We start from the raw sequence: 6004 nt of genomic DNA, 5'->3' as shown, positions 1-6004 counted from the left end.
AACACACAACCAAACCCACACACAGAACCTAAAACAACGCGTTTAGTTCCTATAGGCCCATATACAAGAAGGCCGGCAACCACAGTATGTGGTCACCGGCCTATTTGGTTCTTAAGGCCAAATCCTTAGGACCAAACCTGGGCCTCAAACATCCATCATTCAACCAACAATCGGATTGAGATGATAGAAGAGGTCGGGTCAGCGGTCAGGCCTGGAACTTGTTGCCGTAGGCATCGCCCTGGCTGGCGACGACCTCGGCCTGACGGGCGATGGAGAGTTCCTCGTTGGTGGGGATGACGCAGACGGCTACCGTGCTGTCGGGGGTGGAAATGATCCGGGCCTCCTTGGAGCGCTGGTCGTTCTTCTCCTGGTCCAGCTTCACGCCGAAGGGCTCCAACTGCTCGATGACCCGGCGGCGCACGATTTCATCGTTCTCGCCCACGCCGGCCGTGAAGGTGATGGCGTCCAGGCCGCCCATCTGGGCCGTGTAGTTGCCGATGTAGCCGACAATGCGGTGGACGTAGATGTCCAGGGCCAGCTTGGCGTCCTCGTCACCCTCGGCGATCAGCTTGTGGACCTCGCGCATGTCGCCATGGCCGGTCAGGCCGGTCATACCGGAGCGCTTGTTGAAGAGGGTGTCCAGCTCGTCAACGCTCATGTGGGCGTTGCGGATCAGGTGGAAGACGACGGCAGGGTCGATGTCGCCGGTGCGGCCGCCCATGACCAGGCCCTCCAGAGGGGTCAGGCCCATGGAGGTCTCGACGGGATGCCCGGAGACCTGCGCCGAAGCGGAAGCACCGTTGCCGATGTGCAGGACGATCTGTCGCAGGCCCTCTGCAGGCTTACCCAGCAGACCGGGAACCAGCTGGCCCACATACTGATGGCTGGTGCCATGGGCGCCATAACGACGGATGTGGTACTGCTTGGCGATGTCCTTGTTAAGGGCGTAGGTGGAGGCCTTCTTGGGCAGTTCGAAGAAGAAGGAGGAGTCGAAGACGAAGACCTGCGGGGTCTGCGGCATCAGCCGGCTCATGACCTCGGCGCCCTCGGCCTCGGGTCCGTTGTGCAAGGGGGCCAGCACGGCAAGGTCCTTGACCTGGCTCAGGGTCTTCTGGGTCAGGAGGGCAGGCTTGGGGAAGATGGCTCCACCCTGGACGACACGGTGACCGACGGCGATGATCCCGGCCTTGTCCAGATCAGGTCCATACTCCTTGAAGAAGCCCAGGACGCGCTTGAGCCCGACCTCATGGTCGTGGATGGGCTCCTCAAGCTCATGCTTCTCGCCGTTGACCTCGTGCTTGTAATGGCCGTCGGTGGGCTCACCGATCTTCTCGACCAGACCCGAGGCCAGGCTCTGGCTGGTCTCCAGATCGACCAGCTGGTACTTGATCGAGCTTGAACCCGAATTGATGACTAGGACGGTTTTCGCCATTGGGGCATCCTCCTGATGTGCTTGTATAGAGCCTGCGCTCCTCAATCAGTCTTCAAGATTACTCGTCGGCCCTTACAAGGCGCGGTATATTGCCAGGCCGACATGGTTTTGGGGCTGCTGCCGGACCCTTCTTGAAAATAGGATCCAACAGCAGCCCCAGAGGTTTATATAGACGTTATAGGGATGGTGATTAGTCCTGGGCCTCGACGGTGGTCAGAGCCACGGTGTTGATGATGTCGGCCACCAAGGCGCCGCGGGAGAGGTCGTTGACCGGCTTGTTCAGACCCTGTAGGACCGGTCCGATGGCCAGGGCGCCCGAGGTTCGCTGTACGGCCTTGTAGCCGATGTTGCCGGCGCTCAGGCTGGGGAAGACGAAGACGTTGACCTTTCCGGCAACCGGATCGCCCTTGGCCTTGGTAGCGGCCACAGTGGGGGACCAGGCCGCGTCGAACTGGATGGGGCCCACGATGGGCAGGTCCGGTGCTTTCTCCTTGGCCAGGCGGGTGGCCTCTTCGACCAGGTCCACATCCGGGCCCTTGCCTGATCCCAGGGTGGAGTAGGAGAGCATACCCACGCGCGGGTCCACGCCGAAGGAGCGGGCGGTCTGGGCCGACTGGATGGCGATGTCGGCCAGCTGCTCGGACGATGGGTTGAGGTTGATGGCGCAGTCGGCGAAGACCGCCACATGGTCGGGGAAGCACATGAGGAAGGCTCCGGAGACCTGCGAGGCGCCCGGCTTGGTCTTGATCACCTGCAGGGCTGGGCGGACCGTATTGGCTGTGGAGTTGATGGAGCCGGACACCAGGCCGTCGGCCTTGCCCAGCACGACTAGCATGGTGCCGAAGTATGAAGGATCCGCCAGCTGCTTGCGTGCCTGCTCCGGGGTCATGCCCTTCTTGGCGCGCAGCTGGCAGAGGCGATCGACCATGGGTGCCAGCACCTGCTCGTCGTCCATGGGCTGGAAGGAGGCCTTGTCGAGGTTGTTGAGGCCAAGCTCCTTGCCGCGCGCCAGAATGGAATCCTTGTCGCCCACGATGATCAGGTCGACGATGTTGCGGGCCAGCAGGTAGTCGGCCGCCTTGATGATGCGGTCCTCGCCGCCCTCGGGCAGGACAATGGTCTTCTTGTTGGCTTTGGCCTTGGCCAACAGGTCGTTCTGGAAAGCTACTGGGGTAGTGGCCTTGGGACTGGCGGCTTCGGCCGCCTTCAGTACCTGGTCGACATCAACCTCCTGCTGGAATGTCTGACTGGTGGCCTGGCGGGCCTGATCGGCGGACGGATCCGTGTCGAAGTCCATCTTGGAGACGGTCCAGGTCGGCAGGTCGTACTCCTGGAAGGCCTGGGTGAGAGGCGCCTTCTGCTCGGTCTGGCATCCGGTGATGAAGACTCCGGCAAGCACGGCTCCCTGGGCCTCGATGGTCCGACGGCAGGCGGCCACGGTCTTCATGACCTGGCCGGGTTCCCTGCCGATGGTGCAGACGGCCAGCATGACCGGGGACCTCAGGTCGGCGGCGATCTGCGCATTCAGAGCGAACAGGCCGGGGTCGAAGAGCTTTGAGGCATCGCTGCCCACAATCAGGACGCGCTCGGGATGGGTGGCCTCCACCAGCCCGTCATAGGCATTGAGGACATCAGCCCGGGTCTGCGTGGGATCCTCAGTGGCGTGTCCGGGGCACTTGCCACGGCAGATCTCCGGATCAGTGTCGGGGAATGAGCTGGCTGCAACCAGTTCCGGGGTCAATGGGTGCTTCCTGCAGGCGATTGGCCTGAATACGGCCGTTTTGGCTTTGGCGCTCAGGGCCTTGGTCAGGCCGTAGGCCACGACATTGCGGCCGTTGGCGGCTTCTGGGCTGATGATGGTGATGCTTGCAAGACTCACTGTGTCTTCTCCTGTCCGGACGTGGTTGCCTTGATGACTGCTTTGTTCACAACCTTGTCCAGTATACAGAAACCGCCCGCCATGCGGGCTGCGCATGACGGGCGGTTCCAGAGTCGGATCAGCGTATCACTCGTTGTCTCCGGCGGTCGCGGCGGTGGCGGAGATGGTCTCCTGACCGGCGCGGTTGGCATCGGGCCAGACCCAATCGGTGTAATCGGGGTGGTCGTAGCCCTTGTCCACGGCGAACTGGAAGGCCTCGTCGCGGAACTTGGTCCACTTGTCGATCTGGTCGGCGTACTTGTCGGCGTCCACCAGCTTCAGGGCGGAGGCGGCCAGGCACCAGCGATCCATGTTGTTGACGCGCACCATGTCGAACGGCGTGGTGGTGGAGCCCTGCTCCTCGTAGCCGTGCACGGAGAAGTTGTCGTGGTTGGGACGTCCGTGGATCAGGCGGTAGATGGAGCCGGGGTAGGCGTGGAAGGCGAACAGGACCGGCTTGTCCTTGCTGAAGAGCTCAGTGAACTCTTCGTCGGACAGGGCCTGATCGTTCTCCTCGGCATCCTGGATCTTCAGCAGGTCGACCACGTTGACGAACTGGACCTTCACGCCCAGCTTCTGCAGCATGTCGTCGGCGGCCAGGGCCTCCTGGGTGGGGATGTCACCTGCAGTGGCGATGACCACATCAGCATCCTCGGCATCCTTGGCGTTGGAGGCCCAATCCCAGCGGGCGGCCCCCTTCTCCAGCTCGTCGGCGGCCTCGTCCACGCTCTGGTAGGTGGCGGCGGGCTGCTTGCCGGCGAAGATGGCGTTGATGCAGTTGGTCGACTTATAGCAACGCTCGCCCACGTTCAGCAGCATGTTGGCGTCGGCGGGGAAGTAGATGTTGACCACGTGATCGTTGTTGAAGTTCTTGTTCAGCAGGATGTCGACGAAGCCAGGATCCTGGTGGGAGAACCCGTTGTGGTCCTGACGCCAGACGTGCGAAGTGACCAGGAGGTTCAGGCCGGCGATGGGCTTACGCCACGGGATCTCGCGGACGGTGGCCTCCAGCCACTTGGCGTGCTGGTTGATCATGGAGTCGATGACGTGCACGAAGGACTCGTAGGAGCTCCAGATGCCATGGCGTCCGGTCAGCAGGTAGCCCTCCAGGAAGCCTTCCATCTGGTGCTCGGAGAGCTGTTCGATGACCTGGCCGGTGTGGGCCATGTGCTCGTCGGTCAGCTCCGACAGGTAGTCGGCATCCCACTGCTTGTTGGTCACCTCATAGGCCGCGGCCAGACGGTTTGATGCAGTCTCGTCGGGCCCGAAGATGCGGAAGTCGGTGGGGTTCTTGGCCAGTACGTCGCGGGTGTAGTAGCCCAGGACGCGGGTGGCCTCGGTGGCGCCCCAGCCATGGCCGTGCTTCTTGATGTCGATTTCGTAGTCGTGGATGTCAGGCAGCTCCAGCGGCTTGAGCAGACGCCCGCCGTTGGCGTTGGGGTTCTCGCCGATGCGCAGGTCGCCCTTGGGCATGAAGCTGGTGACCTCGGGACGCAGGGCGCCCTTCTCGTCGAAAAGCTCCTCGGGCTTGTAGGAGGCCAGCCAGTTCTTGAGGATCTGGAAGTGGGCCTCGGTGTCGCGGGCGGAGGTCAGCGGCACCTGGTGGGCGCGCCAGGACCCCTCGGTCTTCTTGCCGTCGATGAACTTGGGGCAGGTCCAGCCCTTGGGGGTGCGGAAGATGATCATGGGGTAGAAGGGACGGGTCATGTCGTCGGTTTCGGCCCGGGCCTTGATGTCGCAGATCTTGTCGAAGACGGTCTCCAGCATGTCGGCGAAGCGGCGGTGGATGGACAGATGGTCCTCGTCGTCGAACCCTGCAACGAACTCGAAGGGCTCATAGCCCATGCCATGGAAGTACTCATGCAGCTCCTCGTCGGAGATGCGCGAGAGGATGGTCGGGTTGGCGATCTTGTAGCCGTTCAGGTGCAGAATGGGCAGGACGATGCCGTCGGTGCGGGGGTTGACCAGCTTGTTGGACTGCCAGCCGGTGGCCAGAGGGCCGGTCTCGGCCTCGCCGTCGCCCACGATGCAGGGCACGAAGAGGCTGGGGTTGTTCATGATGGCGCCATAGGCGTGGGAGAGGGCATAGCCCAGCTCGCCGCCCTCGTGAATGGATCCGGGGGTCTCAGGCGCGAAGTGGGAGGGGATGCCGCCCGGGTAGGAGAACTGGCGGAAGAACTTCTGCAAGCCGGCCTCATCGTTGGTGATCTTGGGGTAGTACTCGCTGTAGGTGCCATCCAGGTAGGACTGCGAGGTGCCGGCGGGGCCGCCGTGGCCGGGGCCCATGATGATAACGGTGTTCTGCTGATGGTCGGCGATCAGACGGTTGATATGGCCCAGCAGGAAGTTCAGGCCGGGGGTGGTGCCCCAGTGGCCGACCAGACGATGCTTGACATCCTCCCGAGTGAAGGGCTCCTTCATCAGGGGGTTGCTGCGAAGATAAATCTGTCCGATGGAAAGATAGTTGGCCGCCCGCCAATACTTGTCGACGGCCTCGAGGGTCTCCTCGGCGATTGGGGTCTCCAGCTTCGCCCAAGGGGTGCCGATAACAGGATTCGTCATGTGTACTCCTGCACTATAGTGCGATTGTTTATTTACTTCGGTTACGGGCTCGTACGGTGTCATTTCAGGCATCCGTCGGGTTCGTACCCAAT

General features: G+C 62.5%; 3 protein-coding genes. All 3 read right to left on the bottom strand.

Features of this window, described 5'->3' with window-relative positions:
* Window positions 1-205: 205 nt before the first annotated feature.
* Window positions 206-1432 (bottom strand): acetate/propionate family kinase, encoded by a 1227-nt coding sequence (locus GKC41_RS07080; RefSeq protein WP_154313566.1) that lies wholly within the window; start codon window positions 1430-1432, stop codon window positions 206-208.
* 190 nt (window positions 1433-1622) lie between these two features.
* A complete protein-coding gene (gene pta / locus GKC41_RS07075) occupies window positions 1623-3311 on the bottom strand; it encodes a phosphate acetyltransferase (RefSeq protein WP_324612087.1) in 1689 nt (562 codons plus the stop codon).
* 126 nt (window positions 3312-3437) lie between these two features.
* Window positions 3438-5912: a phosphoketolase gene (locus GKC41_RS07070; protein WP_154313564.1), complete on the bottom strand. Its 2475-nt coding sequence runs from the start codon at window positions 5910-5912 to the stop codon at window positions 3438-3440.
* Window positions 5913-6004 lie beyond the last annotated feature (92 nt).

This window comes from Bifidobacterium asteroides (genome assembly GCF_009683175.1).
GTDB classification, from domain to species: domain Bacteria; phylum Actinomycetota; class Actinomycetes; order Actinomycetales; family Bifidobacteriaceae; genus Bombiscardovia; species Bombiscardovia asteroides_H.
Note: the sequence above shows the minus strand (reverse complement) of the source record. Positions and strands in the feature narration are given on the sequence as shown.